We start from the raw sequence: 13,254 nt of genomic DNA on the forward strand, positions 1-13,254 counted from the left end.
TATGTGGACGCGATTGTCATCGCCAAGGCAAGGTTTCTGCACGTCTATTCGGGTGACTGGCAGGGTAAACCTATGCGTTATGCTGTAGCGGTTCATGCGGCTGAAACAACAGGGCTGCATGTCCGGCTTGTGTGCTGTGGGTATGATTCTGGGGTGGGAAGTGGAGGTTTCTGTTGCCAGGTACCTCCGAACCCCGCCTTACACTGCTAGGTGCAAGGGCTTAGTTTTCGATAGTTCAGGTCGCTTACGCGGCCATTGCCATCGGAGCACGGTTGTCATTTGCAACTGTACGATTTGTACCGATAACGGTGGTAACTCACCGAGCAAAAGCTGGCCTCTTTAAACGTTCGTCGATCCTGTTTCGACCCCTAACCCCCGAAATGAGCGGGTGGAATGGTGGAGTCGCCGGGTACCGCCCCCGGGTCCGAGCCGTGTATTACAGGTGCGTTTATCGCCATAGTCCGAGCAAGCCCGAACACGACTAATATAGGGGCGCAGGTACGGCGGCGCAAGGGCGTGATCAGGCCAAACTGTATTGGGCGGAAAAGCTAGGCGAGGGGTGGGCGGTGACGCGGCCTTGTTGAATAAGATCAAGCAGATGGGCGAGGACGTTGCGCTGTGCCGCAGGATGCAGGCTTGCTGGCGTATCGGCATAAAGCGCTTGGGTCAGGGATTGGACAGTTCTGGTGCCTTGGGTGAGCTTGGCGAGAATCTCGGTCTCGCGCTGCTCACGGTGGTGGATCAGGAAGGCGAGGCGGTTGGCGGGGGCGGTGATGGCGTCACCGTGGCCTGCGTGGATGATCTGCCAGCTTTGCGCGGCAAGGCGGCGGGTCGAGGTCATATAAGCCGCCATATCACCATCGGGGGGCGAGACGAGCGACGATGCCCAGCCCATCACATGATCGCCCGAAAACAGGGTTGTGCCGGAGGCAAAGCACAGGTGGTTGGACAGATGGCCGGGGGTGTGCAACGCGGTCAGCGACCAATCGCCATGGGATACGGTATCGCCATCGGCCAGCATAATATCTGGGGTAAAGGTGCTATCTATGCCTTCGCCGCCTGCAATCAGCCCTGCATCTGCCAGCGCTTGCATTTGCGGGCTGCGGCCTGATGTGGCGGGGCCGTAAGCGTAGATTTTCGCACCCAATGCCGCCGCCATCGGGCGGGCGAGGGGGGAGTGATCTAGATGGGCGTGGGTGACAAAGATATGGCTGATCCTCTCGCCTTTATGCAGCGCGTTTCGCAAGGCGGTGGCATGGGCTGCGATATCGGGGCCGGGGTCTAACAGCGCCACCTCGCCCGTGCCGATCAGATAGCTGTTTGTGCCATGCAGCGTCATCGGGGATGGATTCGGAGCTGTGATGCGGCGCAAGCCATGACCAAAGTTTGTGAACGGGCTGTTGGGCATTTGGGCGATCCTTGGCGTTATTCGGGCTTTTGTAATCTTGGCGGTGGCGCTAGGCTGCTGCAATGTTTAGCAACCTTAAATACCTTATGCCACGCAGCCTGTACGGGCGGGCCGCGCTTATTTTGATTGTGCCGGTGGTAACGATCCAATTGGTGGTGTCTGTCGCCTTTATTCAGCGCCATTTCGAGCGTGTGACCCAGCAGATGACCGAGGGCGTGGCGCTGGAAATCCAGTATATGCTGGCGCAAGAGGATGGCGCGCGGGAAGGTTTTGCTGCCGCCATGGGATTTATGGTTGAGTATCCAACCCAAAAAACCGGCACGGGGGATGTGCGCGAAGCGATTGATCTTTCTGGCAAAGAGGTCATCAATACCTTGCGCGCTATGGTTCCGGGGGTGCAGCGTATCGAGCTTTTGTCGGCCCCCAGACGTGTGGAGATGCTGATCGATACTGCACAGGGGCCGCTGTGGCTGATGCTGGATCGCGGGCGGGTATCGGCCTCGAACCCGCATCAGCTGTTGGTTTTGATGATCGCGACCTCGGTGTTGATGACGTTTATTGCCTATGTCTTTTTGCGCAATCAGTTGCGCCCGATTACCAAGCTGGCCGATGCGGCAGCGGCGTTTGGCAAAGGGCAAGCTGTTCGCTATCGGCCGCGCGGCGCGCTAGAGGTGCGGGCTGCGGGCAAGGCATTTTTGGATATGCGGGCGCGGATTGAACGCCAGATTGAGCAGCGCACAATGATGCTGTCGGGGATCAGCCATGATTTGCGCACGCCTTTGACGCGGCTGCGGTTGGGGCTGTCGATGCTGCCAGAGGATGAGGAAACCGAGGCTTTGCTTCGCGATGTGGCGGATATGCAGCGCTTGATAGACGGGTTTCTATCCTTTGCGCGGGGCGATGCGACGGAGCAGGCCGAACTGACCAACCCGAAAGAGTTGATCAAACGCATTGTTGACAATGCCATGCGTGCCGGTTTGCCTGTGTCTTTGGGGCCGCAAACGGGCAGCGGCGATGTTAAATTGCGGCCAGCGGCGGTAATGCGTGCGATTGAGAATTTGATTGGAAACGGCGCGCGGTTCGGCAGCCAAGTGCGGGTAAGCCTTGCGCAAACCGAACGAGATTTGCGTGTTATTGTTGAAGATAACGGCCCCGGCATACCCGAGGGCCAACGCGATGAGGCCTTGACGCCGTTTGCGCGCCTTGATGCGGCCCGTGACCCGAACAAGGGCGGCGGGGTGGGGCTTGGCCTCGCGATCACCCAAGATATTGCCCGCAGTCATGGCGGCAGGCTTATCCTTTCGAAAAGCCAAGATTTGGGCGGGTTGAAGGCCGAGTTTTTGATTGCTTGTTAGGGCGGGTTCTGTTCGGGCCGCTGTGGCCCATCGGCCAAGACAGCGGATAGTCGGCAGCGCGGACATTTTTTAAACTTGCCTCATTGAATTCAGTTTAAGGGCTTTTAGCTTAAGCATTTGCTAACGGTGTTTTGGCATGACAGGGTTAAGCAAGTTTTGAGGGTGCCGGTTTCGGCGTGTCGTTTTGAGATTGGGAATTTTTCCGATGCCCTTGCGGGGGGCGGCACGCACTACTAAGACTTAGGCAATCCTTTGGGACATACGTTACTTTAGATAAACAGGCAGGCGCAGATGCAAGATCCAATCGATCACTACATGAACACCCTCGTTCCCATGGTTGTGGAACAAACCAGCCGCGGCGAACGCGCCTATGACATCTTTAGCCGGATGCTTAAGGAGCGGATCATTTTCATGTCGGGCCCCGTGCATGACGGCATGTCGAGCCTGATTTGCGCCCAGCTTTTGTTTCTTGAGGCCGAGAATCCTTCGAAAGAGATTTCGATGTATATCAACAGCCCCGGCGGCGTAGTGACCAGCGGCCTGTCGATCTATGACACGATGCAGTATATCAAGCCCAAGGTTTCGACCCTTGTGATTGGTCAGGCCGCGTCGATGGGGTCGTTGTTGTTGACTGCTGGGCAAAAGGGTATGCGGTTCTCGTTGCCCAACAGCCGCGTCATGGTGCACCAGCCTTCGGGGGGGTATCAGGGGCAGGCGACGGACATTATGATCCACGCGCGCGAAACCGAGAAGTTGAAGCGCCGGTTGAACGAAATCTATGTGCGCCACACCGGCAATGACTATGAGACGGTTGAGGCCGCGCTAGAGCGTGACAACTTCATGTCGGCCGAAGATGCCAAGGCTTGGGGTCTGATCGACGAGATTTTGGAAAACCGCGGCAAAGCCGAGTCAGAAGCCAAGTAAAGCCTTGCCCCCAAAGGTGATGACGTTTGGGGGCGATTTGACATTGTGAAGGCGTGGGGCTTGGCCTAGACTTGGCCCCAGCAGATTTTAAGCGACGCAGGGCAGAGGATTAGAATGGCGACGAGTTCGAGCAGCGACAGTAAAAACACCCTCTATTGCTCATTTTGTGGCAAGAGCCAGCATGAGGTGCGTAAGCTTATTGCGGGGCCGACGGTTTTCATCTGTGATGAATGCGTCGAGCTGTGCATGGATATTATCCGCGAGGAGACCAAAACCAGCGGGTTGAAGACGACAGAAGGCGTGCCAACGCCCAAGGATATTGCAAAAGTGCTGGATGATTATGTCATCGGGCAGGTGCATGCGAAACGGGTTTTGGCGGTGGCGGTGCATAACCACTACAAACGTCTGAACCATTCGTCTAAGTCGGATATCGAGCTGGCGAAATCCAACATTTTGCTCATCGGCCCGACGGGTTGCGGTAAAACCTTGCTGGCACAAACGCTGGCTCGGATTTTGGACGTGCCATTCACGATGGCCGATGCAACGACTTTGACCGAGGCGGGTTATGTGGGCGAAGATGTTGAAAACATCATCCTCAAGCTGCTGCAAGCGTCTGAGTATAATGTTGAGCGTGCGCAGCGTGGCATCGTTTATATCGACGAAGTTGATAAAATTACGCGCAAATCGGACAACCCCTCGATCACACGGGATGTTTCGGGTGAAGGCGTTCAGCAGGCTTTGCTGAAAATCATGGAAGGTACCGTTGCATCTGTGCCGCCGCAGGGTGGCCGAAAGCATCCGCAGCAGGAATTCCTGCAAGTGGATACGACGAACATTCTGTTCATCTGTGGTGGCGCGTTTGCCGGTTTGGAAAAGATCATTGCGCAGCGCAACAAGGGTTCAGGCATCGGCTTTGGTGCCGAGGTCAAAGATCCCGATGCGCGCGGCGTGGGTGAAATGTTCCAAGAGCTGGAGCCGGAAGATCTGCTGAAATTCGGGCTTATCCCTGAATTTGTGGGCCGTTTGCCCGTGCTGGCCACCTTGACCGACCTTGATGAGGCCGCGTTGATTACGATTTTGACGCAGCCAAAGAATGCCTTGGTCAAGCAGTATCAACGCTTGTTTGATATTGAGGGTACGCAGCTGACCTTTACCGCTGATGCGTTGACCGCGATTGCGAAACGCGCAATCAAGCGGAAAACCGGTGCGCGGGGCTTGCGGTCGATCATGGAAGATATCCTGTTGGATACCATGTTTGAACTGCCGGGCCTGAGTGACGTGCAAGAGGTTGTTGTCAATGAAGAAGCCGTGAATTCGGGTGCAAAACCGCTGTTGGTTCATACTGACCGTAAGAAAAAAGAACCTGCGAGCGCGGGCTAAGCAATAGGGGCAGGCCTTTCAGGGCCTGCCTTTTTTCGGCGCACAGGTTGAGGCTGGACCTTGGCCGCGCCTTACGCCATATACCACAGTGAAACGAACCCGGAGGCCCGTGATGTATTTCCTCAAACGTCTGCTGACTTGGTGGAACAGCCAAACCATCAGCACACAGATTTTCACTTGGCGCAAAGGCGTTAAGGTGGGTGAAGATTCGCAGGGGAATATCTATTACAAAACCGCCGATGGCAAACGCCGCTGGGTGATTTACAACGGCGAGATGGAGGCCACACGGGTTAGCCCCGATTGGCATGGCTGGCTACATTTCACATGGGATGAGACACCGAGCGATAAGCCGCTGGTCCACAAAGCATGGGAAAAGCCGCATTTGGAAAACTTGACGGGGACTGACGCGGCCTATGCGCCAACTGGGTCTATTCGCAGGCCTATGCCCGCAGCGCGCAGTGATTATGATGCGTGGCAGCCGGAATAATCGGTTGCAGGGCACGTAAAATGATCCGTTTCACCGCAGTTTTGCTGGCCGTGTTTTGTGCGACGTCTGCACAGTCGCAAACGGCTGTCAGCGCGCCTGGCGGCGTGGTGCGGTGGCTGGACAAGGTGTCGGGCGAGAGCGGTGATATCGAACTTGCGCGCGGGCAGCAGGCACGCAACGGGCGGTTGTCTATTCAGTTGGATGAATGCCGCTATCCCGCCGATGACAGCCCGACCGAAGCCTATGCGCATCTGACAATTTTAGACGCGCTTATGGATAAACCAGCATTTACTGGATGGATGATCGCAAGCAGCCCCGCGCTGTCGGCCATGGACCATCCACGCTATGACGTTTGGGTTTTGCGCTGCCTGACCAACTGAGGCGTCGGCGCGTAATTCTTTGGTGCAAAGCTGGCTGAGCGATGGAGCGCCGCATCCAACCGCACATGGTACTCATCTCTTGAAATCTCAATCGCCCCGAGCGAGGCGAGGTGGGGTGTGATGAACTGGGTATCAAAAAGCGTAAACCCACCCGACTTCAGCCGATGGACCAACCAAGCCAGCGCGATTTTTGACGCATCGGTACGGCGTGAAAACATGCTCTCACCAAAAAAGGCCGAGCCGAGCGTGACGCCGTAAACGCCGCCCACCAGATCGGGGCCTTCCCACACCTCTAGACTATGGGCAAAACCTGCTTTGTGCAGCGCCTGATAGAGGGCGAAAATTTCGGCGTTGATCCAAGTTTCAGGCCGGTCGGCACAGGCGGTAACCGTGGCGGCAAAATCGAAGTCTGTTTTGATGGTGTAATTACACCGCGCAATGCGCTGCGAAAGACTGCGTGAAATATGGAACTTGTCCAAGTCAAAGATCCCGCGACGGCTTGGATCGACCCAGTGCATTTCAGAGGATGTACTACTTTCGGCCATCGGAAATACACCGGCGGCATAGGCGGAGAGTAAAAGCTCTGGGGTTATAGGGTCTGACATAGGCAAAGGTGCTACTGAAGTCGGGGGGCGTTGCGGCCCCCCAAAGTTTCAGTGCTGGCCAAGCTGGGCATCAAGCCATTTTTCCAGCCAGTGGATGTTGTAGTCACCGGTTTGCACATCGGGCTCGGCCAAAAGTGCGTGGAACAAAGGGACGGTGGTATCGATCCCGTCGATGATCAACTCTCCCAGGGCGCGGTGTAGGCGAGCCAAGGCCTCGGGCCGGTCACGGCCGTGGACGATCAGTTTGCCAATAAGGCTGTCGTAATATGGCGGGATCGAATAGCCGCCATAGAGTGCCGAATCCATCCGCACACCAAGGCCGCCGGGCGCGTGGAAGGTGCGCACTTTGCCAGGGCAGGGTGCGAAATTCGGCAGCTTTTCGGCGTTGATCCGTACCTCAATTGCGTGGCCGTTGATTTCCAGCTCGTCTTGGGTGAACGACATGCCCAAACCGGCCGCAACGCGGATTTGTTCGCGCACAAGGTCGACACCAAAAATCGCCTCGGTGACGGGGTGTTCGACCTGAAGGCGGGTGTTCATCTCAATGAAGAAGAATTCGCCGTCCTCATACAGAAACTCAACCGTGCCCGCGCCGATATAGTTGATCTTGGCAACCGCATCGGCACAGATTTGGCCGATTTTAGCGCGCAATTCGGGGGTGATTGCGGGGCCTGGGGCCTCCTCAAACACCTTTTGGTGGCGGCGTTGCAGCGAACAATCGCGCTCACCCAAATGCACCGCATTGCCTTTGCCATCGCCAAACACCTGAATTTCAATATGGCGCGGCTTTTGCAGGTATTTCTCGATATAGACTTCGTCATTGCCAAAGGCGGCTTTTGCTTCACTCCGCGCTGTGCGGAAGGCGATTTCCAGTTCTTTGGCGTTTTTGGCGACTTTCATACCACGCCCGCCGCCGCCTGCCGTGGCCTTGATGATGACTGGAAAGCCGATACCTTCGGCCACACCAATCGCATCTTCATAGCTGGCAACGCCACCCGCAGAACCCGGCACGACCGGAATGCCGAGGGCCGCAGCAGTTTCTTTGGCGGTAATTTTATCGCCCATAATGCGGATATGTTCCGCCGACGGGCCGATAAAGGTGATGTCGTGATCTTCTAGCGCTTGGGCAAACGCCTCATTTTCGGACAAAAAGCCGTAGCCGGGGTGGACAGCTTGGGCGCCCGTAATCTCACACGCCGAGATGATCGCGGCCTTGTTAAGGTAGCTGTCGGTTGAGGATGCCGGGCCGATGCAAATGCTTTCATCCGCCATGCGCACATGCATGGCGTCACTATCGGCGGTGGAATGCACAGCGACAGAGGCGATCCCCATTTCGCGGCAGGCGCGGATAACGCGAAGGGCAATTTCCCCCCGGTTGGCGATCAGGATCTTGTCAAACATGGTGTGCCCCTTATTCGATGATCATCAAGGGGGCGCCATATTCGACAGCGCTGCCGTCTTCGAACAAGATCCGTTTTACCGTGCCCGAGCGGGTGGCGGGGATGTGGTTCATGGTTTTCATCGCTTCGATGATCAGAACCGTATCGCCCTCGGCCACCTTATCGCCAATCACGACAAACGGTTTCGCACCTGGCTCGGCCGACAGATAGGCCGTGCCAACCATTGGCGAGGTCAACGCGCCCGGGTGTTGGGCCGGATCATCGTTAATCGCAGCGGCCATTGGCGCGCCAGCAGACGGCATGGCTGCGGGCATCGCTTGGGCCATCATCGGTGCCTGTGCCATGGTGACCACATTTGCCTGTTTTACAACACGCACATCAAGGCTGTCATCCTCGGCGTAATCACGTTTAACCGAGATTTCGGTCAATTCATGGGTGTTCAGAATTTCGGCCAGCGCCTTGATAAAGGCTACGTCTGCGTCTGTCGAATGTTTGCTCATACTGTCCTCGAGTATCGGGTTTCCGGGTGATTTCGACAAGTTTCGGCTTGCCTGTCCCGAATGATGTGGGGTCTTTATACTCTAGGGAAGCTTTGGTGAAAAGCACGAGTTACACGTGGCAGGGTTTGACAAAAAATCACGAATTTTAAAATTTACCATTTGATAAAATATTTGACCTGTGGCAGCCTTTTGAAATCGTAGCAACCGGAGGGCCAAACTTTGTCCAACACCCCGCTGACGCCTGGAATTGTTCCGGGCCGCCTTATCGCCGAGGCCTATGCAAGTAACTTTGATGATCTGGAACCGGCTCTTGATGGGCATGAGGCGCATGTGGCGGCGGATCGCTGCTATTTTTGCCATGATGCGCCCTGCATGACGGCCTGCCCGACCAGCATTGATATTCCTTTGTTCATTCGCCAAATTGCGACCGGTACGCCCGAGGCGGCCGCGAAAACCATTTGGGATCAGAACATTCTGGGCGGCATGTGCGCGCGGGTCTGCCCGACCGAGCAGCTGTGCGAAGAGGTCTGCGTGCGCGAGATGGCCGAGGGCAAGCCGGTTGAAATTGGCCGTTTGCAGCGTTTTGCGACTGACCGCGTGATGGCGGCGGGGGTGCATCCGTTTACGCGCGCGGTCCCCACGGGCAAGAAGGTGGCGGTCGTTGGCGCGGGGCCTGCGGGGCTGGCCGCGGCGCACCGCTTGGCTTTGCACGGGCATGATGTGGTGATGATGGACCGCAATGAAAAGCCGGGTGGTCTGAACGAATACGGCATTGCGAGTTATAAGGCGCCGCATGATTTTGCCCAAGCCGAGGTGGAGTGGTTGCTGAAAATCGGGGGAATCACGGTGCAGACAGGGGTAGAACTGGGCCGTGATGTCAGCTTGGACAGTTTGCGGGCCGAGTATGACGCCGTGTTTTTGGGCATCGGTCTGGCTGGTGTGAACGCGCTGCGGGCCGTTGGCGAAGATGTAGCAGGTGTGCGCGATGCTGTTGATTTTATTGCCGAGTTGCGCCAACAGCCGGATAAGGAAAAGCTGCCGATTGGCCGCGATGTGGTGGTGATTGGCGGCGGGATGACTGCTGTTGATGCCGCTGTGCAGTCGCGCCTTTTGGGGGCGCAGAACGTCACCATCGTCTACCGGCGCGGCCAAGAAAAAATGAGCGCTAGCGTGCATGAGCAAGACCACGCGCAGCAGGTGGGCGTGCGGATTATCTGCAATGCCGCACCCGTTGAGGTGATTGGCAAAGGCGGCACCGTGTCGGCGGTTGAGTTTGCCTATACCGAGGACGGGCCGGACGGGTTGAAGCTGTTGGACGATACCTTCACGCTGACCGCCGATCAGGTGTTCAAGGCGATTGGGCAAACACTGGTTGCGCCCGACGGGATGGCAGGGCCAAAGCTGGATCTGCAACCCTTGGCGCGGGTTTGGACCGGCGGCGATTGCGCTGCGGGCGGCGAAGATCTAACCGTGACCGCCGTTGCCGAAGGTCGCGATGCGGCAGAGGCTATTCATGCAAGTTTTGGGGCGTAGGGGGCTATTATGGCAGATCTGACAACGAATTTCATCGGCATAAAATCCCCCAACCCGTTTTGGCTGGCCTCGGCCCCGCCAACGGATAAGGAATATAACGTGCGCCGCGCGTTTGAGGCGGGCTGGGGCGGGGTGGTTTGGAAAACCCTTGGCTCTGAGGGGCCGCCCGTGGTGAACGTGAATGGCCCGCGCTATGGCGCGATCTGGGGGGCAGACCGGCGTTTGCTGGGGCTGAACAACATCGAATTGATCACGGACCGCCCGCTAGAGGTGAACTTGCGCGAAATTAAATCGGTCAAACGTGATTATAAAGACCGCGCGTTAATCATTTCTTTGATGGTTCCCTGCGATGAAGAGTCGTGGAAGGATATTTTGAAGCGGATCGAGGATACGGAGGCCGATGGCGTAGAACTGAACTTTGGTTGCCCGCATGGGATGGCCGAACGGGGAATGGGATCGGCTGTGGGGCAGGTGCCAGAGTATATCGAGATGGTGACGCGCTGGGTTAAGCAGCATTCGCGTATGCCATGTATCGTGAAATTGACGCCGAATATTTCCGATATTCGCAAACCTGCCGAGGCGGCAAAACGTGGCGGCGCGGATGCGGTGTCTCTGATCAACACGATCAACTCGATTACTTCGGTGAATTTGGACAGCTTTGCACCCGAGCCGATGATTGACGGCAAAGGTACGCATGGTGGCTATTGTGGGCCAGCGGTGAAGCCGATTGCGCTGAACATGGTGGCCGAGATTGCGCGCAGCGCCGAGACGCGGGGGATGCCAATCTCGGGAATTGGCGGCGTAACAACATGGCGTGACGCGGCAGAGTTTATGGCGCTTGGCGCGGGCAATGTGCAGGTTTGCACGGCGGCCATGACCTATGGGTTTAAAATCGTTGAGGAAATGATTTCCGGCCTGTCGCAATATATGGATGAAAAGGGTATGATCTCGACCGCCGATCTGGTGGGCCGCGCGGTGCCGAACGTGACGGATTGGCAGTTCTTGAACCTGAATGCGGTGTCAAAAGCCAAGATTGACCAAGATGCCTGTATTTCTTGTGGGCGGTGCTATGCGGCCTGTGAAGATACAAGCCATCAAGCGATCTCAATGAGTGAAGATCGGGTTTTTGAGGTGATGGATGACGAATGTGTTGCCTGCAACCTCTGTGTAAATGTGTGCCCCGTCGAAGGCTGCATCACGATGGAAGAAATGCCGAAAGGGGCCGTCGACCCGCGGACGGGTAAGACAGTGGGCGATTATGCCAATTGGACCACACATCCGAATAACCCCAGCGTGACGGCAGCCGAATAAAAATGCCGCTGCGCCTAGGTTTTTTCGGCTGGGTGCAGCGCCGACCCCATGGTCTCTAAGGCTGTGCTGTAGCCTTTCAAGGCTTGTTGAGATTGGGCCGCGATTTGCGTCGCGAGGCTAAGGGCCTCGGCCGAGGCGGGCGGGTTTGCCAAAAGGGCGCGGATGATGGCCGTTTTTTCGCGCGGCTCCAAAGCCGTTACGGCGGCCTTGCGCGCCTCATCCACGCTAAGGGGCGCGGGAAGAACCGTGGTTTCAGCGAGTGAAGCTATTGGCTTTTGTATTTCAATAGTCGTTGGCTGCGGCACCGAGGTGCGCGTTGAAGTTGGGAAATCCATTGGTGCTATCCATTTCCGGTGAGGCCCCCGCCTTAGGATAGTCTAGCAAAAATTACGCCGTATTTCTTGCCCGAAATGTGCAGGATTTTAGCGAATTTACACTGTTAACAGGCGCCGGAACAATATTTCCAGAAAGGCCTCAGCCTCGGCAAAAGGGTCGTGGTCGGGGCCGAGCACGGCGCGGACCTGCACGTCGAAATCGGCGTAATGCTGGGTCAGCGCCCAGATTGAGAAAATCAGATGAACAGGGGGAAGAGCCGCAATTTTTCCGCTATCCATCCACGCTTGCAAAACGGCGGTCTTTTCATCGACCAGATCTTTCAACTCGCCCTCAATCGCGGCGCGCAAATGGGGGGCGCCGTGCAAGACTTCGTTTGCAAAAAGGCGGCTTTCGCGCGGAAAGTTCTGGCTGATTTCCAGCTTTTTTCGAACATAGGCCATGATCTCAACCAAGGGGTCGCCCGCAGGGTCCATCGCGCGCAAAGGGTCAAGCCAAGTGGTAAGGAGTTGGCTCAGGAGCGTGTTGTGGATCGCCTCTTTGGAGGGAAAATAATAGAGCAGGTTCGGTTTGGAAAGGCCCGCCACCTCGGCGATTTGATCTAGGGTGGCACCGCGAAACCCGTTGGCGGAAAAAACATCGAGCGCCGCATCAAGGATGGTGTTTGAGTTTTTCTGCTGGATTCGTGTTTGCGGGCGGCTCATATTTGGTCCTGCGAAGGGGCCGGCTATCGCCTGGCGGGAGGGCGATATTAGCCTGAGTTGGGGAAGGGGTCAAACCTTATGCGCTGCCCTTGCCATGGGCGCAAAAGCGCGTCCGATTTAAATTCACATTATTTTTTACATATTGAAAGCCAATAAAAATTAGCCGGAACTTAACCTGAGAATAGCATTCTTAGGAAACAATGGCCCAACGACGATAAGGACAACTTGCCAAGCAACCGTATTGATTGATGACTCTCGGGTGCGCGTGACCCGGTTTGATTTTGGCCCCAGCGCTGAGACAGGGTGGCGAGGGCTTGGATATGTGATCGCTGCCATCACTGATTGACAGATGCGTTGGAGGAGGTGGGAGGTGCTGTGTGTGGTATTGGTGCCTGCAGGCGCAGTGAAGGGGGGGAGAGCATAACGTGATCAACGCAGGCGATTGTCGATGTGTTTTGTTGAAATGAAGATGAAATCTCAGGGTTGAGTAGGCTATGTGGTTCAGGATGAAAGGCCAGAGCTGGCTGGGTTTGGCGTGATTAGGCCTTGGATCAATTCCTCGACCATCACCGAGATCAGCTCGGACCGGCTAGAGACGCCGGCCTTGCGGTAAATCGCGGCGGATTGGGCTTTGATCGTGCCGTCACGGGTTTGGCGCAATGCGGCGATGTCGGCCACGGCTAAGCCTTTGATTAAAAATAGTGCCACGTCACGTTCGGCCGCTGTGAGGCTCCAGCGGAAAAAATGATCGGTTATCACTTCTTGAAAGGCGCCAGAGGCAATGCCGAGTTCGCGCTCAACTTTGGTATTGCGGTGCAGCAGGCTGCGGTATTCCCGCAAGGTAAGCGGTGCGCCAGCCTTGCAGTTACCCATAAGTGTCTGGCGGCGACGTTGCGATGCGGGCTCCCTCGACGAGATCGGCTAGGCGTGAGAA

At 56.5% G+C, this 13,254-nt stretch carries 14 protein-coding genes and 1 other RNA gene; 7 read left to right on the plus strand and 8 right to left on the minus strand.

Annotated features, from left to right (window positions below):
* Window positions 1-159: 159 nt before the first annotated feature.
* Window positions 160-516, minus strand: a transfer-messenger RNA (tmRNA) gene (gene ssrA / locus ACEN2J_RS13535).
* A 4-nt stretch (window positions 517-520) separates the two neighbouring features.
* Window positions 521-1,408, minus strand: coding sequence for an MBL fold metallo-hydrolase (locus tag ACEN2J_RS13540; RefSeq protein ID WP_442106620.1), 888 nt, complete (start codon window positions 1,406-1,408; stop codon window positions 521-523).
* 62 nt (window positions 1,409-1,470) lie between these two features.
* On the opposite strand from ACEN2J_RS13540, the gene ACEN2J_RS13545 reads away from it, so the two are divergent.
* From ACEN2J_RS13545 to ACEN2J_RS13565, 5 genes are all read left to right on the plus strand, one after another.
* Entirely contained in the window at window positions 1,471-2,763 is a 1,293-nt protein-coding gene (locus tag ACEN2J_RS13545) for an ATP-binding protein (protein ID WP_442106622.1), read from the plus strand.
* Window positions 2,764-3,054: 291 nt separating this feature from the next.
* Complete coding sequence (locus tag ACEN2J_RS13550) at window positions 3,055-3,687, plus strand: ATP-dependent Clp protease proteolytic subunit (protein WP_442106623.1); 633 nt, start codon at window positions 3,055-3,057, stop codon at window positions 3,685-3,687.
* Between the two features lie 114 nt (window positions 3,688-3,801).
* A complete protein-coding gene (clpX, locus tag ACEN2J_RS13555; RefSeq protein ID WP_442106625.1) occupies window positions 3,802-5,067 on the plus strand; it encodes an ATP-dependent Clp protease ATP-binding subunit ClpX in 1,266 nt (421 codons plus the stop codon).
* A gap of 112 nt (window positions 5,068-5,179) precedes the next feature.
* Window positions 5,180-5,554 carry an NADH:ubiquinone oxidoreductase subunit NDUFA12 gene (locus tag ACEN2J_RS13560; protein WP_442106627.1) on the plus strand — a complete coding sequence of 125 codons (375 nt, stop codon included), beginning with the start codon at window positions 5,180-5,182 and terminating at the stop codon, window positions 5,552-5,554.
* Between the two features lie 20 nt (window positions 5,555-5,574).
* Window positions 5,575-5,934 carry a DUF2155 domain-containing protein gene (locus ACEN2J_RS13565; protein WP_442106628.1) on the plus strand — a complete coding sequence of 120 codons (360 nt, stop codon included), beginning with the start codon at window positions 5,575-5,577 and terminating at the stop codon, window positions 5,932-5,934.
* Here the strand turns inward: ACEN2J_RS13565 and aat are convergent.
* Genes aat through accB form a run of 3 tightly spaced genes read right to left on the minus strand, consistent with a single transcriptional unit; the run spans window position 5,898 to window position 8,439 of the window.
* Window positions 5,898-6,539, minus strand: a complete 642-nt coding sequence (gene aat, locus ACEN2J_RS13570) for a leucyl/phenylalanyl-tRNA--protein transferase (RefSeq protein ID WP_442106630.1) — start codon at window positions 6,537-6,539, stop codon at window positions 5,898-5,900. The genes ACEN2J_RS13565 and aat overlap by 37 nt on opposite strands.
* A gap of 48 nt (window positions 6,540-6,587) precedes the next feature.
* Window positions 6,588-7,940 carry an acetyl-CoA carboxylase biotin carboxylase subunit gene (gene accC, locus ACEN2J_RS13575; protein WP_442106632.1) on the minus strand — a complete coding sequence of 451 codons (1,353 nt, stop codon included), beginning with the start codon at window positions 7,938-7,940 and terminating at the stop codon, window positions 6,588-6,590.
* Between the two features lie 10 nt (window positions 7,941-7,950).
* Window positions 7,951-8,439: an acetyl-CoA carboxylase biotin carboxyl carrier protein gene (gene accB / locus ACEN2J_RS13580; RefSeq protein WP_442106633.1), complete on the minus strand. Its 489-nt coding sequence runs from the start codon at window positions 8,437-8,439 to the stop codon at window positions 7,951-7,953.
* 219 nt (window positions 8,440-8,658) lie between these two features.
* Between accB and ACEN2J_RS13585 the strand changes: the two genes are divergently transcribed.
* Both ACEN2J_RS13585 and preA read left to right on the plus strand, forming a co-directional pair.
* Window positions 8,659-9,972, plus strand: coding sequence for an NAD(P)-dependent oxidoreductase (locus tag ACEN2J_RS13585; RefSeq protein WP_442106634.1), 1,314 nt, complete (start codon window positions 8,659-8,661; stop codon window positions 9,970-9,972).
* A 9-nt stretch (window positions 9,973-9,981) separates the two neighbouring features.
* Window positions 9,982-11,283, plus strand: a complete 1,302-nt coding sequence (gene preA, locus ACEN2J_RS13590; protein ID WP_442106636.1) for an NAD-dependent dihydropyrimidine dehydrogenase subunit PreA — start codon at window positions 9,982-9,984, stop codon at window positions 11,281-11,283.
* Window positions 11,284-11,297: 14 nt separating this feature from the next.
* On the opposite strand, the gene ACEN2J_RS13595 is transcribed toward preA, so the two are convergent.
* The 3 genes from ACEN2J_RS13595 to ACEN2J_RS13605 form a co-directional block, all read right to left on the minus strand.
* Window positions 11,298-11,618, minus strand: a complete 321-nt coding sequence (locus ACEN2J_RS13595) for a hypothetical protein (RefSeq protein ID WP_442106638.1) — start codon at window positions 11,616-11,618, stop codon at window positions 11,298-11,300.
* A 96-nt stretch (window positions 11,619-11,714) separates the two neighbouring features.
* Entirely contained in the window at window positions 11,715-12,320 is a 606-nt protein-coding gene (locus ACEN2J_RS13600) for a TetR family transcriptional regulator C-terminal domain-containing protein (protein ID WP_442106640.1), read from the minus strand.
* Window positions 12,321-12,821: 501 nt separating this feature from the next.
* The gene (locus ACEN2J_RS13605; RefSeq protein WP_442106642.1) at window positions 12,822-13,193 is read right to left on the minus strand and encodes a helix-turn-helix transcriptional regulator; all 372 of its coding nucleotides are present in this window, start codon (window positions 13,191-13,193) and stop codon (window positions 12,822-12,824) included.
* Between the last annotated feature and the right edge of the window lie 61 nt (window positions 13,194-13,254).

The organism is Pseudorhodobacter sp. W20_MBD10_FR17 (assembly GCF_052119765.1).
Taxonomy (GTDB): Bacteria; Pseudomonadota; Alphaproteobacteria; order Rhodobacterales; family Rhodobacteraceae; genus Pseudorhodobacter.

Coding starts and splice junctions, on each gene's coding strand:
- ACEN2J_RS13540 (WP_442106620.1), bottom strand. CDS start 1,408: ATGCCCAACAGCCCGTTCACAAACTTTGGTCATGGCTTGCGCCGCATC.
- ACEN2J_RS13545 (WP_442106622.1), top strand. CDS start 1,471: ATGTTTAGCAACCTTAAATACCTTATGCCACGCAGCCTGTACGGGCGG.
- ACEN2J_RS13550 (WP_442106623.1), top strand. CDS start 3,055: ATGCAAGATCCAATCGATCACTACATGAACACCCTCGTTCCCATGGTT.
- clpX (WP_442106625.1), top strand. CDS start 3,802: ATGGCGACGAGTTCGAGCAGCGACAGTAAAAACACCCTCTATTGCTCA.
- ACEN2J_RS13560 (WP_442106627.1), top strand. CDS start 5,180: ATGTATTTCCTCAAACGTCTGCTGACTTGGTGGAACAGCCAAACCATC.
- ACEN2J_RS13565 (WP_442106628.1), top strand. CDS start 5,575: ATGATCCGTTTCACCGCAGTTTTGCTGGCCGTGTTTTGTGCGACGTCT.
- aat (WP_442106630.1), bottom strand. CDS start 6,539: ATGTCAGACCCTATAACCCCAGAGCTTTTACTCTCCGCCTATGCCGCC.
- accC (WP_442106632.1), bottom strand. CDS start 7,940: ATGTTTGACAAGATCCTGATCGCCAACCGGGGGGAAATTGCCCTTCGC.
- accB (WP_442106633.1), bottom strand. CDS start 8,439: ATGAGCAAACATTCGACAGACGCAGACGTAGCCTTTATCAAGGCGCTG.
- preA (WP_442106636.1), top strand. CDS start 9,982: ATGGCAGATCTGACAACGAATTTCATCGGCATAAAATCCCCCAACCCG.
- ACEN2J_RS13595 (WP_442106638.1), bottom strand. CDS start 11,618: ATGGATTTCCCAACTTCAACGCGCACCTCGGTGCCGCAGCCAACGACT.
- ACEN2J_RS13600 (WP_442106640.1), bottom strand. CDS start 12,320: ATGAGCCGCCCGCAAACACGAATCCAGCAGAAAAACTCAAACACCATC.
- ACEN2J_RS13605 (WP_442106642.1), bottom strand. CDS start 13,193: ATGGGTAACTGCAAGGCTGGCGCACCGCTTACCTTGCGGGAATACCGC.